Source organism: Pseudomonas sp. M2 (assembly GCF_015751845.1).
GTDB lineage: Bacteria > Pseudomonadota > Gammaproteobacteria > Pseudomonadales > Pseudomonadaceae > Aquipseudomonas > Aquipseudomonas putida_E.
In genome coordinates this window covers 5,042,179-5,056,174 of record NZ_JADOUD010000001.1, presented here as the reverse complement: position 1 = coordinate 5,056,174, position 13,996 = coordinate 5,042,179, and the positions used below count along the sequence as shown (strand labels likewise).

Below are 13,996 nucleotides of genomic sequence, written 5' to 3'. Positions count from 1 at the left end.
GAAGGGCAGTAAGAGGCCATCACTCCAGAGACAGTACATGCCCACCCAGAAACAGGTGATCAACCCAGAACACCTGATGCAGCAGTACAATCGCCCAGAACACCATCTGGTATGAAGCCTTGCGGGTCTTGTGCCGGTAAAGCTGCTGGGCGATCAGCGCACCTGGCCAGCCACCCAGTAGCTCACTGGCATGCAGTACCTTCTCTGGCGTGCGCCAGGCCTGGGTACGGGCCTGCTGCTTATCCTGCCAATACAGCAGAACTGTAACCAGGCTTACAGCGGGATAAATCGCCAACGGCAGCCATGACTGCCCGCTCCAGGCCATCTGCGCCGCGCCCGCCAGCGGCAGCAGGCACAGCACCCCAAGCATCAGCAGCTTGAGGCGTACATTGCGTACGCCCTCTACCTTGCGCGCAGCATGCCGTTCTGCCGTTTGTGTCCGAGCCATATCAGCCGTGCGCCGTCGACCAGTCGACCCAGCCGAACTGCCAGGTGGCCAGGATCAGCAAACCGAAAGCTATGCGGTACCAGGCGAAGGCCGCATAACTGTGGTTGGCGATGAACTTGAGCAGGCCGCGCACTGCGATCATGGCGAAGATGAACGAAGTCACGAAGCCAATCGCGAACACTGGCAGATCGCTCGGCTGGAACAGGTCACGGTATTTGTAACCCGAGTACACTGCCGCACCGACCATGGTCGGCATTGCCAGGAAAAACGAGAACTCGGTGGCTGCCTTGCGCGACAGGCCGAACAGCAGGCCGCCGATGATGGTCGAGCCGGAGCGCGAGGTGCCCGGGATCATCGCCAGACACTGCACGAACCCGATCTTCAAGGCATGCGACCAGCGCATGTCATCGACGTGGTCGACCGCCACGCTGTGGGTACGGCGCTCGGCCCAGAGCATGATCACACCGCCGATAACCAGCGCCGTCGCCACGGTGATCGGGTTGAACAGATATTCATGGATCAGGTCGGCGAACAGCACCCCCAGCACCACCGCCGGCATGAACGCCAGCAGCAGGTTGGCGGTGAAACGCCGCGCCGCCGGCTGGCTTTTCAGCCCGAACACCACATCGAGGATCTTGCGCCGAAACTCCCATACCACCGCCAGGATGGCCGCCAACTGAATGATGATGTTGAAGGCCATGGCCCGTTCGCCACCAAAGCCGATCAGGTCAGCAACGATGATCTGGTGACCGGTACTGGAGATCGGCAAAAATTCTGTCAGTCCTTCGACCACGCCCAAGATGATTGCCTGAAAGGCAGTCCAAAAATCCATCATTCCCCCGGTTGGAGCGCTGCTGCTTGCAGGCCCCTTGTTCTTGATTTGCTTGTGATTGCCGCATGCGGCGCGGCCTTTTTACAGCGTCAGTTGGGACCCGTGCCAGTAGAAAAGTTCACGTGGCCTAAAGGTTTCATCTCGCGCGGCCGAAATCCTAGCAGAGCGGCTTGGCAAAGGCTTGCCCGGCATGCGGCATCACAGCCATTAACTAGCACTTAGCCATTAGTCGGGTTTGGCCAAGCGCCAAAGCATGCTTGGATGCACCTTCATAAAAAGAACAATGCGGGAGTGCCGTTCATGAAGACCTTGAGGTCAATGTCGATCAGCCGCCGTTTGTGGCTGATACTGCTGGTTGCAGTGGCAATGCTGGTGATGCTCGGCCTGCTGATGCTGCGTCAGATCCATGGCGACCTGTACCAGGCCAAGGCGGAAAAAACCCGCCATGTGGTGCAGACCGCTGCGGGCGTGCTGGCGTATTACCAAGGCCTGGAGGCCGCAGGCACGCTCAGCCGCGACGCGGCCCAGCAACAGGCCCTGCAGGTGGTGCGCGCACTGCGCTACGACCAGAACGACTACTTCTGGATCAACGACCTGGCGCCGAAAATGATCATGCACCCGGCCAACCCCAAGCTCGATGGCCAGGACCTCTCCGCCATTCGCGATCCTGACGGTTTCGCCGTATTCAACGAAATGGCTGCCCTCGCCCGCAGCCAGGGCGCAGGCCCGGTCAATTACCGCTGGCCCAAGCCTGGTGCCAGCGAACCGGTGGCCAAGACTTCTTATATTCAGCTGTTCAAGCCATGGGGCTGGATCATCGGCTCTGGCGTGTACATCGATGATGTGCAGGCTGAATTCGCCCGCCAGTTGCGCCATGCCTCGCTGGTGGGCCTGGGTATCGCCCTGCTGATGGCTCTGGTGGTCATGCTCATCGCCCGCAGCATCGCGCGCCCGTTGCAGGAAGCGGTACAGGCGATGGGCAACATCGCCAGCGGCGAAAGCGACCTGACCCGACGCCTGGATACCCATGGCCGTGACGAAATCACCCACTTGGGCGAGCACTTCAACCGTTTCAACGGCAAGTTGCAGCGTGTGGTCGGCCAACTGCAGGGCGCGGCGCACTCGTTGGCGCAGTCCGCCGGGCATGTCGGTGACAACGCCGGTGCCGCGCAGCAACGCAGCGCACAGCAATCGATGCAGATGGACCAGGTGGCAACAGCGGTCAACGAGGTGACCTACGCGGTGCAGGACGTGGCCAAGACCGCGGAGCAGGCTGCAGGCGAAATGCGCGCAGCGCAGCAGCAGGTGGAGCACGGGCAGCAAGCGATCCATGGCAGCCTGCAGCAGATCGACCGGCTTTCGGCAACTATCGAGCAGGCGGTACAAGTGATCCGTGACCTCGCCGGGCACAGCACGAAGATCGGCGGGGTGCTGGAGGTGATACGCTCGATCGCCGAACAGACCAACCTGCTGGCCCTCAATGCGGCCATCGAAGCGGCCCGCGCCGGCGAGCAGGGCCGTGGCTTCGCGGTGGTGGCTGATGAGGTGCGGCTGCTGGCCCAGCGCAGCGCGCAATCGACGGCAGAGATACACACCATGATCGAGCACCTGCAAGGTCAATCGGACGCCGCGGTCAAGGCCATCGACACCAGCAGCGAAGCTTCGCGCCAGACAGTCGAGCAAGCCCGGGAGGCCGGCTCCAGCCTGGACGCCATCAGCCAGGCGCTGCACAACCTCACCGTGCTCAATGCCACCATTGCCAGCGCGACCTTGCAGCAGTCGCATGTGGTTGAGGAGATCAATCGCAATGTGCTGGACACCGCCGGGTTGTCGCAACAGACCGCCGATGCAGCGCGCCAGTCCAGTGATGCCGGCGTGGCGCTGGGGCGCCTGAGCGAAGAGTTGGAGCAACTGCTGCGCCAGTTCCGGGTATGAGGACACTCGTGGGAGCCGGCCCGTCGGTTCCCACTGGCATGCGCCAGCACGTGCTGCTGGCCTTCTACTCCTTCCTGCGCCCACACGCTACAATCGCGCCCCTTACCCTCTCCAAGGATCGCCGATGTCCGGCCTCGAACTCATCGCCGCCGTGCTTGGCGTCACTGCCGTCTGGCTCACCGTCAAACAGAACGCCTGGTGCTGGCCTATCGGCCTGGTGATGGTGCTCATTTATGGCTGGCTGTTCTTTGAGGTGAAGCTGTACTCAGGGATGCTGCTGCAACTGGCCTACGCCGGTTTGCAGTTGTACGGCTGGTGGCAATGGAAACGACCAGACCGAGTAGAGGACGCACGCGCAGTGTCGCGCCTGCCCGTGAAGGCTGTGTTCACCGGGCTGGCAGCGGGCCTGGTGCTCAGCGTTGCCCTTGGCGCAGCCATGGCCCACTGGACCGACGCCGCTCTGCCTTGGCTGGACGCTACGCTGACGGGCTTCAGCCTGGTCGCGCAGCTGTGGATGGCGCAAAAACGCCTGCAGTGCTGGCCACTTTGGTTGGTGGTCGACCTGTTCTATGTTGGCCAGTACCTGCACCAGCAACTGTATTTCACGGCGGGCTTCTTCGCCGTGCTGACCCTCATCGCCGTGCGTGGCTGGCTGGAATGGGGCCGTGATCCGGCGTTGCAGCCAAGCAAGGTGCAACCATGAAGGTCCTGGTACTGTGCGGCCCGGAGTCCAGCGGCAAAAGCTGGCTTAGCGGCGAAATCCAGGCGCACTTTGGCGGTGTGGTGGTCAGCGAGTACGTGCGGCATTTCATCGACCAGCACTGCCGCGACACCTGCTACGCCGATATCACCCCCATCGCCCGCGGCCAGTTGGCCTGGGAAGACCAGGCCCGGGAGATGGCGCCGCCGTTGCTGATCCTCGATACCCACCTGCTCAGCAATATGCTCTGGAGCCAAGCGCTGTTCCAGGCTTGCCCACCCTGGCTTGAACAGGCATTGCTTGCACGCCACTACGACCTGCATCTGCTGCTCAGTCCGCAAGGGGTTGACTGGGTTTCCGATGGCCAGCGCAGCCAGCCCGACCTGGCTGACCGCCAGGCATTCTTCGATGACAGCCTGCAATGGCTGCAACGCCATCGGCAAAGGCTGCAAATCATTGATGGCCACTGGCCCCAGCGTAGCGCCTCAGCATTACGTGCCGTGCAACAGCTGCTGCTGGGCACAGCGCCGCACTGCCCCACCGAGTGTTAAACCGGTGATACACCACGCTGGGCGTTGACCCCCGTATTTGCGCACTTCCCCACCAATTGCGGGGGGAGTGTCAAGCAGGTGAGACATTGTTGAAAAGAGCGCTGCAGGCAATGTGCATAGCGTGCAAAACGGCGAGCGGCGGCAAATCTGTCTCAGCGCTGATACAACAACTTCCAGCCGCTCCCAGCTAGATTCTGCAAGCCACTGAATTCAAAGCCTTATCCAAAAGCGGCACGCCTCCTGCTCTCCTCCTCGCAACGCTGAACTAGGCCAGCGCTCGAAGAAGGAATCGCCGTCGTGAGCACACTGGATAAAGGCATTACCCGCCTCTTGCTTGTCGGTTGCGTACTGGGGGCAAGCATGGCGCTGCCGGTCCAGGCCGACAACGGCATCATCGTCATCACCCGCGATGTACAACCTCGGATGGCGATACGTGCGCCACTGGCGCCTGACCCCAACCCCACTACCGCCAACGCCAACCCATCCGCATACGTGCTCAAACAGAGCAACGAATTGAGCGATGGCGACTTCGCCAACATCACCAGTGGCACGGGAATCTCTTCGCTGATCACCCAGCAGACCGACAACCTGGGCGGCAACATCAGCAACCAGAACCAGCTACCGAACCTGGCAGCAGGCCGTGGCACAGGCTCGGGCAACGGTATTTCCAACATGGTCAACTCAAGTGTTCAGCGTGGCCTCGCCCCTCTGCAGATCCTTACCGGAGGCAAATGAGATGAGGCAGACGCTGTCTATCATGGCCGTGTTGTTCAGTGCATCGGCCCTCGCCCAATCCCCCGTTCCTGTGCTCAACAATGCCACCATCGACAGCTCCGGCGCGCAATACCAAGGCAACTTCAGCGTAAACCAGGCCGCCGGCGACCGGCAGCAACAGGCCAATGCCCGGGCTTTTGCGATGGGCCACGGGGCAGATGCAACCACGCAGATTCGCCAACGCCAGCAGTCGATCATCGACCCCAACATGGGAGCCACCGCCAGCATTCAGGGCGACGCCTTCAGCCATGGCAGCGGCGCTCTTGGCGTCAACCAGAGCGCAGGCGCCAGCACCCAGCAGGCCAATGCCCTGCGCATCAGCATCAGTACACAACCGCAAAGCATCGATGACAGCGTCCTGTTGCAGCAGAACGTGGCGCTGATCAACAGCTCCGATCCAACTGATACCTCACCCGGCTATCGCCAGGTCACTACCGGTGACCAGGCATTCACCGGTAGTCGCGGGGTCATCCAGCTGAATCAGAGCGCCGGGGTGGGCAACCAGACGGCAAACACCCTGAGCGTACGGGTCGCGAACTGACCCAAACAGGTGAGAACAACACTTAACCTAAAAAGACGGAGAAACACCATGAAACCCTCGATGGCAATCAAGCCTCTGGTTTTCGCAATTGCTGCGGTCATGGCTGTTGCTGCACAAGCGGATCAGAACGACAGGCGTGGCAACGGCCACAACCACAACTACACACCACCGGCAAAAGCCGTGTACACCAGTGCCACTGCTGAAGCGACCGACATTCAGAGAAGCACTAACAACAGCATCCGCAACGAAGGCACCATCAACGAAGCCGAGATGAGCAGCTCCGGTACTGGCGCAAGTGGCAACGTGGGCGTCAACGTGGCAGCCGGTAACGGCAACCAGCAGGACAACGCCGCGGCCATCGCCAACACGTCGTCCGACAATGCCGACATCGACAACAGCTTCGTCTTCGGCACAGCCACCGCAACCGCCGATGTTGTCCAGCGCAGCAACAATAACACCGTCAACAACTGGTCGACCCAAAGCTCTGCGGTCATGAGCGGCTCGGCCGATGGCAGCAGCGGCAACATTGGTATCAACGTGGCTGGCGGCGACCTGAACCAGCAGAAAAATACCATGGCCATTGCCAACAACAGTGCCGGTATCGGTAACTCGACCGCCACCGCTTCGGCCGATCAGAATGGCCCTGGCCTGGAAGTCAACAACCGCGCCGACCGTACCTATACCGTCGATACGTTGACCTTCACCACCAGCAAGAGCGGGTCGTCCTCGCGTAGCGGCTCGTTCGATGCGAGCGTCGACAAGAGCTCCAGCTCGAGCTTCAGCGTGGCTGGCTCCAACAGCAGCAGCGCCAGCGGTTCGAAGAGCAGCAGCTCCAGCGGCTCTAGCAGCATGAGCGCCAGCGGCTCCAACAGCAGCAGCGCCAGTGGCACCAACAGCATGGCTGCCAGCGGCTCCAGCGGTTGGGATGCCAGTGGTTCGGCCAGCCGGGACCACAGCTCTTCGTCTAGCGCTTCGCTGAACGCCTCGCTCGATGCCAGCATTGAGGGCAGCGCCTCTTCCTCCGAAACGTTTGGCCGCTTCGAGCGTTCTCGCAGCTCCGACTTCGATGCATCGCTCAACGCATCGCTTGACGCCTCGGTGGACAAGTCGCATGACTCGGCCAGCAACTCGTCGTTCGACAAGTCCTACAACTCGTCGTTCGACAAGGCGTATGACTCTTCGTATGACCGTACCCGTGACTCGTCCTATGACAAGTCTCGCGATACCGCCTACGAGAAGGCACACGATTCGGCATGGGAAAAAGCGAGCGCTTCGGCCTACGAGAAAGCTGGCGAAAAAGCGTCGGAATCTTCGGACAGCATCTCGAAGAGCTTCAGCGAGTCTAGCGAGTTTGCGCTGAGCAACACCGTGTCGTTCCAAGTGCTGACCCCGACCGGCTGGGCCAACCCTGTGACCAACACCGCGACCCTGAGTGGTTCGGTCAATGGTGGCAGCGGCAACCTGGGCGTCAACGTGGCAGCAGGTGTGGGCAACCAGCAAAGCAACTCGCTGGCCATCTCCAACACCTCGATGTAACAACTGCGGCCTGGAGGCCCCCTTCGGGGGGCCTCTTTCTAACAAGAAAAAGCAGGGGGCGTCGAACATGCGCATGATCGCCTTGGCAATGTTGCTGAGCATGGCCGGTGTCAGCGAAGCAGCCCAGATGCCATTGTCCGTGCTACCGGGTGGCGCGGTGATCTACAAACCCATCCAGAGCATCCGCGAGCGCAAGTTCGCTGACCTGGTACAGCAGAAAACCGACTTCAGTTGCGGCGCCGCATCTCTGGCAACCATCCTGCGCCAGGCCTACTGGCTTGACGTCGACGAACAACACGTGATCGAGGGGATGCTGGCACACGCTGACCAGGATCTGGTCCGCACCCAAGGCTTCTCGATGCTCGACATGAAGCGCTACGTGGAAAGCCTGGGCATGCGTGCCCGCGGCTACCGGGTAGCCCCGGACACCTTGCACAGTATCCGCATACCGGTAGTCGTGCTGCTGGACATCCGCGGCTACAAGCACTTCGTGGTGATGCAAAAAGTCGATAAAGGCTGGGTATACGTCGGCGACCCGGTACTAGGGCACAAGCGCTTCAAGATCGATGACTTCGTCAAAGGCTGGAACGGCATCATCTTCGCCGTCATCGGCCAAGGGTACGACAAGAACAATATCCTGCTCGATCCGCCGCTGCCGCTGAGCGCCAAGAACCGTGTCAGCAACTTCACCCCGGTGCAGGACGCCGAGCTGATGGACTTCGGCTTCATCCAAAGCGATTTCTTCTAATGACAATGGGCAAGACGCTCCGGGAGCATCCCATGAAGACTTCAATCTGGCTGGCCGCCATTTGCCTGGCCGCCAGCCTTCCGACACAGGCAGAAACGTTCAAACCGATCGAGCTGAAGGATCAGGAACTGGCCAACCTGCGCGGGCGGTACGTTATGCCTGGGCGCATCGTCAGCTTTGGCATCGTCATGACCAGTACCTGGCAGAACGCCAACGGTGAAGTGATTGGTGCAACCTCCGCGATGCAGATCCAGCAGTCGACCATCAAGCCGCAGTTCTATGTGTCGATGATCAATGAAAAAGGTACAGGCAGGCCGCAATCGGGCAGCGCCGGCACCGGTACCGTCACCGGCGGCGGTGGCCTGAACAGTACCGAAGGCGTAACCCAGGTCGTGCGTGCTGCCGGCGATTACAACACCGCCCATAACAATGTCGACATCAATGTCACCAAGGCCAACGAAGCGTCAGCGACACAACCCCAAGGCCAGGCCCTGGCCGCAGGTACCACGCTGGTCGGTGCCAATGGCGCAGGCTCGCTGAGCGTTACCTCCAGTGGCCGCGGCGTGCAGCTGAACATCATCGCCAGCAACAACCAGGGCAACACCGTGCAGCGCCTGGGTCAGGGTGGCCTTATGCAGAACACTACCCTGCTCGGCACCAGCAACCGCGTCAGCAACCTGACGTCGCTCAATGTGGTGCTGCGTGATGCGCCCACAGCCGGATCGATGGCCCCAAACCTTGATCAGCTCAAAGGCCTTCGTAATCTCGGATACTGATCTACGCTCAGTCTCATCGTATGTAGTCAGAAGGGACGGCTAACCCATGCACCGTTTGTTGACGTTCAGAGCTATCGTTTGTTTGACAACCTTGGCCCCGGCCACTCTGCTACAGGCGGCAACCGACCCACAGGTCGAAACTCTCAAACAGGAACTGATGGCGCTCAAAGAGCGCTATGAAGCCCAACAGAATGCACTGATGGTACTGGAACAACGCCTGCGCCAGGTGGAGGAGGCGCCGCGAGCGCCAGCGCCCAAACGCCTGACAAAGTCCCCCGCCGAGGGCGTCAAGGGTGGGCAGACCGTGGCATCGGGCGCTCCCGGGACCACCGGCAGTTCCTATGGCCAATCGCTGCAGGACGACTCGGAACCTGCGCAAAGTGTGTCCAACCTGTACGACGAAGCCAGCGGTTTCTTCGGCGGCGGCAAGTTCAGTGTCGAAACCGGGCTGACCTACACCCACTACGACACGCGCGCCTTGACCCTTAACGGCTTCCTCGCCCTCGATTCGATCTTCCTCGGCAACATCAACATCGACCGCATCAAGGCAGACAACTGGACGCTGGACCTGACGGCACGCTACAACGTCGATCAGCGCTGGCAGTTCGACATAAACGTTCCCATTGTCTACCGCGAATCGACCTACTCTTCCGGCGGTGCGGGGGGTGCTGCCGGTGTCAGCTCCGATGGTACCGTTACCCGCGACCCCGCCCTCGGTGATATCAACGTCGGCGTGGCCTACAAGTTCCTGGATGAGTCGGAGAACTGGCCCGACGCAGTCGCCACATTACGCATCAAGGCGCCCACCGGCGACGACCCCTATGGCATCAAACTCATCCCGGTCGCCGGTAATGACAACCTGGCTGTCCCTGAGGACCTGCCGACCGGCAACGGTGTCTGGGCGATCACGCCCGGCATCTCGCTGGTCAAGACCTTCGACCCGGCCGTGCTGTTCGCCAGCCTGTCCTACACCTACAACATGGAGGACTCGTTCAGCGACATCAGCCCCACGGTCAACACCAAGGTGCCTGGTGACGTGAAACTCGGCGACTCTTGGCAGATCGGCGGCGGTATTGCGTTTGCCTTGAACGAAAAAATGAGCATGTCGTTCTCGGTCACCGATCAGTTCTCGAGCAAGAGCAAGATCAAACCCGACGGCGGTGACTGGCAGTCAATCACCAACAGCGACTACAACGCGGCGAACTTCAACATCGGCATGACCTTCGCGGCCTCCAACAACCTGACCATCGTCCCGAACCTTGCCATCGGCCTGACCGATGATGCCCCTGACTTTTCCTTCAGCCTGAAGTTCCCTTACTACTTCTGACGTCACTGTAACCGGGCTCCCGGCGGGCCCGGCTTTTGGTAACCAACCCTTAAGTCAGCCGCTTTCATGACCCCACCCTGCTATGATTGCCCATACATTTGTGACGTTTTAACGGCAATCAAGGAAAGTTTTCGTGAAAAACCCGCACGGCCATCCGCATACCCGGCTCGTAGCCCTTGCGACCCTGGTAATAGTGATACCCCTGGCTGCGCGCACCCTGCTGGGTTGGTCCAACCCGCTTGGCTATCTTTCGGACCTTGCCTTGGGCAGCCTGCTGGTGCTGCTGTTGTACCGCAGGCCCTGGTGGCTGGCCACGCCCGTGCTGCTGGCGTGGGCTGCATTGTGGGTCGCTTCGGCAGAGCTGGTCAGTGCAGTGGGCCGGCTGCCTACCAGTGCCGACCTGAGTTACCTGTTCGATACACAGTTCATGGAAAACTCCACCGACGGCGGGCTTGCCCATGCCTGGCTGCCGTGGGTCATGGGCACTGGCTTGCTGGTTTGGGCGCGCTCTGCCTGGCGCAGCCGCACAACGCCTGACGCACCGCTGGGCCCCAAGGCGCTGGCCATACCGTTGACGTTGTTTGGTTTGCACTGGGGCGCTCAGCATCTGGCGCCGTCCGACGCCGATCAGTGGCGCCAGTACAACCTTCCCCATCAGCTCCTTTCCGTCGGCGTCGGTACGCTGCAGCACAAGGCACTGAGCTGGGCCGGGCAAACGCAACCGATCACCCCCCTTCCCACTGCCGGCCTGACCCAGTCAGACCTGAACGGCCAGAAGTTGCCAAGCGGGCGTGCCCGCAACCTGCTGGTGATCACCCTCGAAGGCATCCCCGGCGCCTACGTGCGGCCCAACCGTCAGGCCCTGCACAGCCGTTTTGATGAAAACCTGATGCCCAACCTCAGCCGCTGGGCAGAGCGTGGGATGAACACGCCAGACTACGTATTGCATACCCACCAGACCATTCGTGGCCTGTATGCGATGCTTTGCGGTGATTACGACAAGCTGGCCAACGGTACGCCAAAGGGTATGGAACTGCTCACCCAGCATCAGCGCAACCAGGCTTGCCTGCCAGCCCAGCTGCGCCAGGCCGGCTTCACCACGCATTACCTGCAAGGCGCTGGCCTGCGCTTCATGGCCAAGGACCGCATCATGCCGCACATCGGTTTCGACTCGGTGCACGGCCTGGAATGGTTCAGCAACGAGAACTACCTGCAATTCCCCTGGGGCAAGGATGACCGCGCGTTCTTCGAGGGCGCGCTGGACTACGTGGGCCAGCTCAAGCAACAAGACCGCCCCTGGATGCTTACCCTGCTGACCGTGGGTACCCACCAGCCATACTCGGCGCCCGCTCAATACCTGGAGCGGCATGACACAGCCAAGCAGGCTGCGGTGGCTTATCTGGATGACGCAATCGGTGCATTTCTCGACAACCTCGAACGCCAAGGCGTGCTTAAAGATACGCTGGTCGTAATAACCTCCGACGAGTCCCACGGTATCGACGGCGTGCGCCTTGCCTCCTCCTGGGGCTTCAACCTGACCTTGGCCCCGGAGCAGGCGCAGCTACCCCATATCAAACATGGCACCTATGGCCATATCGATCTGGCAACGTCCTTGCTCGATTATTTCGCCCTGCCAATACCTGCCGCCTTGGGCGGCCGCTCGCTTTACCGCGATTACGATACGGGTCGCGAGATGATTTCCTACACCAACGGCATGTTGCGCTACCACGATGGCCGGGGTGTATTCACCGAATGCGACTTCCAGCAGCGCTGCCGCCGCTATGCCAGCGAGGGCTTCATTGCCGAAAAGGCCAAGTACCTCGGCGCTGGTGACAGCCGACTCGGTGCTCAACTCGGCGCCCTGGCCGGCGTGCTGGATCAGTCCTTGCTGCAGACGCCGCTCAACCTGCGCTATCAGTTCGGCGGCCCCTCGCCCATCCAGTTGCAAGCGCGAATTCGCGATGACTGGGCCGATAACCTGATTGGCGCCCAGTACCTGGAGATGCCTGGGGGGTCACGCACACGAGTACGGGTCAAGGTACGCGCACTCGATCCACAGCATGCCGCCTATATTCAACTCAAGGCCAAGGAACTGGAGCAGGATGTGCCATTGGGGCTGCCTGACGAAATTCGTGTGACTGCCGCCGAGCCGCTGGAGATGGAGTTCGGCTTCGACAACCCGACGCAGCGCAAGGCGTTTTCGTTCCACCTGCTGGGGTATGGCGCAGGGGAAGTCGAAGTCAGCGATTTCAGTGTGATCACGGCGCTGCCAGGCGAAGAGGAGACGGCCGAAGAGGGTTCGGACGGGCATATCGCTCAGTCGAGCTGATCGGTTCTCTGTGGGAGGCGCCTCCCAAGGTAGGCGCCGCTACAAAAAAATTCAGCGAATCTGGTGCTTGTGCAATAGCCGATAGAACGTAGGCCGTGATATTCCGAGCACCTTTGCGGCAAAGCTCAGGTTGTTGCTGTGCCTGTTGAGTACATCACACAAGGCCTGACGTTCTGCCCGATGCTTGTAGTCTTCCAGGGTACCCAACGGCAGATCTTCCTGTTCCAGTACATGCAGGCCAAGGTCTTGAGCCTCGATCTGTCGCCCTTCTGCCAGCACCAGCCCCCGACGCACGCGGTTGGCCAGCTCCCGCACATTGCCCGGCCAATTATGGCGGCCCATTGCAGCCAAAGCGTGGTCACTGAATGTGCGCGGCCTGCGGCCTGTTTCCAGGCTGTAGAAATGGGAAAAATGGTTGGCCAGCATCGACAGGTCACCATGCCGGTCTCGCAAAGGTGCTGTCACTACCTGCAAGACATTCAGCCGGTAGTACAGGTCTTCGCGAAAGCGGCCTTGTTCGATGGCACGCTCCAGGTCCACGTGCGTCGCCGCCAGCACCCGCACATCGACCGGTATCGGCTGGCTTCCACCTACCCGCTCGATGTGCTTTTCCTGCAAAAACCGCAGCAGGTTAGCCTGTAGTTCCAACGGCAGGTCGCCAATTTCGTCGAGGAACAAGGTGCCGCCATGGGCTGCTTCGATACGGCCGACCTTGCGCTGGTGGGCGCCAGTAAAAGCGCCCTTCTCATGCCCGAACAGCTCCGACTGGATCAGGTGCTCGGGTATCGCACCGCAATTGATGGCGATAAACGGCATTTCGCAGCGCTGCGACTGCCGATGCAGGGTGCGAGCGACCAGTTCCTTGCCTGTACCGCTTTCCCCACGTATCAGCACCGGTGATTCGGTTGGGGCCAGCTTGCCCAGCAGTTTGCGCAATTCGAGAATCGGCCGGCTGTCGCCGAGCAGCTCGTCCTTGAGGCCATCGATCGGCACGGTGCCCTTGCCCCGCAAGCGGGCCATGCCAAACGCGCGCCCCAAGGTCACCAGAACCCGAGACACATCGAACGGCAAGGTATGGAAGTCGAAGAACCACTCGCAAACGAAGTCACCCACATTCTGAATTCGCAGTTGTTCGGCGTTGAGCACCGCGATCCATTCGGTGTTGCTGCGCTTGATCATGTCCTTGACTGCATCCGGGTGTCGCAAATGCGAATCCTGCAAGCGCAGCAGGCCAATATCGCAACGGTGCTCCAGCGCCAGGTCAAGGCTACAGCTGTGAACATCCCAACCGGCGTTTTCAAGGCCGGGCAACAGGCGGTGGCAATCGTCGCAGGGGTCGACGATGAGCAAGCGACGAAGGGATGCGGTTTCGTGCATGACCGTTCCTTGGCGCCAGATTATGGTTTTTTACGAGAAAACAGTAAGTTGCGGCGCCCATTTAACAGTAGCAACGAACTTGACGCTGCCCACTACCGTCTGTCCGCCCATTTCAGACGGTT

At 60.7% G+C, this 13,996-nt stretch carries 13 protein-coding genes; 10 read left to right on the top strand and 3 right to left on the bottom strand.

What is annotated here, in order from left to right:
* Positions 1-19: 19 nt before the first annotated feature.
* Both IWW33_RS23405 and IWW33_RS23400 read right to left on the bottom strand, forming a co-directional pair.
* Positions 20-448 carry a DUF1294 domain-containing protein gene (locus IWW33_RS23405; RefSeq protein WP_174141156.1) on the bottom strand — a complete coding sequence of 143 codons (429 nt, stop codon included), beginning with the start codon at positions 446-448 and terminating at the stop codon, positions 20-22.
* 1 nt (position 449) lies between these two features.
* Complete coding sequence (locus IWW33_RS23400; RefSeq protein WP_012314606.1) at positions 450-1,280, bottom strand: undecaprenyl-diphosphate phosphatase; 831 nt, start codon at positions 1,278-1,280, stop codon at positions 450-452.
* Positions 1,281-1,580: 300 nt separating this feature from the next.
* Here IWW33_RS23400 and IWW33_RS23395 point away from each other — a divergent pair, with 300 nt between their 5' ends.
* The 10 genes from IWW33_RS23395 (at position 1,581) to IWW33_RS23350 (ending at position 12,497) form a co-directional block, all read left to right on the top strand.
* Positions 1,581-3,215 (top strand): methyl-accepting chemotaxis protein, encoded by a 1,635-nt coding sequence (locus tag IWW33_RS23395; RefSeq protein WP_119687075.1) that lies wholly within the window; start codon positions 1,581-1,583, stop codon positions 3,213-3,215.
* 124 nt (positions 3,216-3,339) lie between these two features.
* Complete coding sequence (pnuC, locus tag IWW33_RS23390) at positions 3,340-3,918, top strand: nicotinamide riboside transporter PnuC (protein ID WP_115274709.1); 579 nt, start codon at positions 3,340-3,342, stop codon at positions 3,916-3,918.
* Complete coding sequence (locus IWW33_RS23385) at positions 3,915-4,466, top strand: AAA family ATPase (RefSeq protein WP_174141155.1); 552 nt, start codon at positions 3,915-3,917, stop codon at positions 4,464-4,466. The genes pnuC and IWW33_RS23385 overlap by 4 nt, the downstream gene beginning before the upstream one ends.
* Positions 4,467-4,763: 297 nt before the next feature.
* Entirely contained in the window at positions 4,764-5,201 is a 438-nt protein-coding gene (locus tag IWW33_RS23380) for a hypothetical protein (protein WP_046786121.1), read from the top strand.
* A gap of 1 nt (position 5,202) precedes the next feature.
* Entirely contained in the window at positions 5,203-5,781 is a 579-nt protein-coding gene (locus tag IWW33_RS23375) for an adhesin (RefSeq protein ID WP_174141154.1), read from the top strand.
* A 48-nt stretch (positions 5,782-5,829) separates the two neighbouring features.
* Positions 5,830-7,317, top strand: coding sequence for a heme utilization protein (locus tag IWW33_RS23370; protein ID WP_115274705.1), 1,488 nt, complete (start codon positions 5,830-5,832; stop codon positions 7,315-7,317).
* Between the two features lie 67 nt (positions 7,318-7,384).
* Positions 7,385-8,065, top strand: coding sequence for a C39 family peptidase (locus IWW33_RS23365; protein WP_046786118.1), 681 nt, complete (start codon positions 7,385-7,387; stop codon positions 8,063-8,065).
* Between the two features lie 32 nt (positions 8,066-8,097).
* Positions 8,098-8,841, top strand: a complete 744-nt coding sequence (locus IWW33_RS23360; RefSeq protein WP_046786117.1) for a hypothetical protein — start codon at positions 8,098-8,100, stop codon at positions 8,839-8,841.
* 46 nt (positions 8,842-8,887) lie between these two features.
* Positions 8,888-10,168: a transporter gene (locus tag IWW33_RS23355; protein WP_115274703.1), complete on the top strand. Its 1,281-nt coding sequence runs from the start codon at positions 8,888-8,890 to the stop codon at positions 10,166-10,168.
* A gap of 133 nt (positions 10,169-10,301) precedes the next feature.
* A complete protein-coding gene (locus tag IWW33_RS23350) occupies positions 10,302-12,497 on the top strand; it encodes an LTA synthase family protein (protein WP_174141153.1) in 2,196 nt (731 codons plus the stop codon).
* 51 nt (positions 12,498-12,548) lie between these two features.
* On the opposite strand, the gene IWW33_RS23345 is transcribed toward IWW33_RS23350, so the two are convergent.
* The gene (locus IWW33_RS23345; protein ID WP_119687079.1) at positions 12,549-13,874 is read right to left on the bottom strand and encodes a sigma-54 dependent transcriptional regulator; all 1,326 of its coding nucleotides are present in this window, start codon (positions 13,872-13,874) and stop codon (positions 12,549-12,551) included.
* Between the last annotated feature and the right edge of the window lie 122 nt (positions 13,875-13,996).